This window comes from Mesorhizobium sp. WSM4837, from assembly GCF_055811435.1.
In genome coordinates this window covers 1-970 of the sequence record NZ_JBVVQE010000210.1, presented here as the reverse complement: position 1 = coordinate 970, position 970 = coordinate 1, and the positions used below count along the sequence as shown (strand labels likewise).

Below are 970 nucleotides of genomic sequence, written 5' to 3'. Positions count from 1 at the left end.
TGTTTGATCCCGGACTTTAATGGCGCATCATTGCCGTCCGAATCAAAGGATGCGCTATGGGACAGGTTCTACACCGCCGCGCCACGACGACAGAGGCAGTCCGTCGAGCGATACAGCATAGTCAAGAGAGCCTGAGAGCGCTGGCCAAGCGCTACGGCATCGATCAGAAGACCGTTAGAAAGTGGAGGAACCGGACCTCGACCGCCGATCTTCCCACCGGCCCGAAGAAACCAAGATCGACAGTGCTGTCGCTCGAAGAGGAAGCGGTGATCGTCGCCTTTCGCAAGCACACGTTGCTGGCGCTGGATGATTGCCTCTATGCCCTACAGCCCTCGATCCCGCATCTGACGCGCTCGTCGTTGCATCGCTGCCTTCAGCGCCATGGCATTTCGCGGCTGCCGCAGGACGCCGACAAGCCGGCCAGGAAGAAGTTCAACGCCTATCCGCTCGGCTATTTCCATATCGACCTCGCCGAGGTGCAGACCGCCGAGGGCAAGCTGCGCCTTTTCGTGGCCATCGATCGGACGTCGAAATTCGCCTATGCGGAATTGCACCCGACGGCGGGCAAGATGGCGGTGGCCCAATTCCTTCGCAACCTGATCGCGACCGTGCCCTATGCCATCCATACCATTCTGACCGACAACGGCATTCAGTTCACCAACCGGACCTGCGACCGGCATGCCCTTCAGCACATCTTCGACGGCATCTGCGACGAACATGGCATCGAGCACCGGCTCACAAAGATCAACCATCCCTGGACGAACGGCCAGGTCGAGCGGATGAATCGGACCATCAAGGACGCCACCGTCAAGCGCTTCCACTATGACGATCACGATCAACTGCGCCGGCATCTCGCCGACTTCATCTTAGCTTACAATTTCGCGCGCCGGCTTAAGACCCTCAAGGGCCTCACACCCCACGAGTTCATCTGCAAAATCTGGGCAAAAGAGCCTGAACGGTTCCGATTCGA

General features: G+C 58.9%; 1 protein-coding gene. It reads left to right on the top strand.

From position 1 onward, the window contains the following. Positions 1-56 precede the first annotated feature (56 nt). The coding region (locus tag AC0L3D_RS36750; protein WP_473647540.1) for an IS481 family transposase at positions 57-970 on the top strand (914 nt) is incomplete at its 3' end.